General features: G+C 31.0%; 1 protein-coding gene. It reads right to left on the bottom strand.

Annotated features, from left to right (window positions below; all coding sequences use genetic code 11):
• Positions 1-483, bottom strand: a 483-nt coding sequence (locus AC27IT_RS27805; RefSeq protein WP_487092262.1) for a hypothetical protein, incomplete at its 3' end; no start/stop codon positions are given.
• Positions 484-649: the final 166 nt, after the last annotated feature.

Below are 649 nucleotides of genomic sequence, written 5' to 3'. Positions count from 1 at the left end.
AAGAGTTCCAATAATAGCCGACACCACTAAGCAAACCAGTGGATATAAATAAGTGTAGCTTTCTTTACGGATTGAAAGAATACGGTCAACAATAAAAATAAGAATGACGCCCATCATTCCAAATTCAAACATTAAAAATCCAAAAATACCATGAAATATGAATGACATGATAAAATCAATTTTTTTACTGCGTTCTTTAACAAAAGCGCTGACTAATAAATCAACAATAACTGTGCCTAACGTCCCCATTATTAAAAAAAAGGGCGTAAAGAACAAAAGGTATAAAGGAAATAATTCGCTGAAATGCGAACTGTTTTTCTTTATAGTAAAATTGGGAATTGACTCTTTTATCCCTGGTATAAAACAAAAAAGCAAAGCGAAAAGAAAGGCAGCTATGATAGCCGCTGATAGTTTTCTATTTAAATGCATGTTTATTTTTTTATTACTGAATTCAGTATTTGTTTTTGTATGTTTATGATTCATATGTCTTTAACGTGATGTACGCACCTTTTCCTTTCTCGTAACTTTTTATCCACATTTTATGCCCAACTTTTGTTACCAGCACTTACAATGATACACGTTCTTTTTAAAATTGACTACATTAACACGTTTAATGTCTACTCTCTTTTTCTATAAAACAAAAGACAGG

The sequence above is a fragment of the Brevibacillus sp. YAE8 genome (assembly GCF_057543335.1).
Note: the sequence above shows the minus strand (reverse complement) of the source record. Positions and strands in the feature narration are given on the sequence as shown.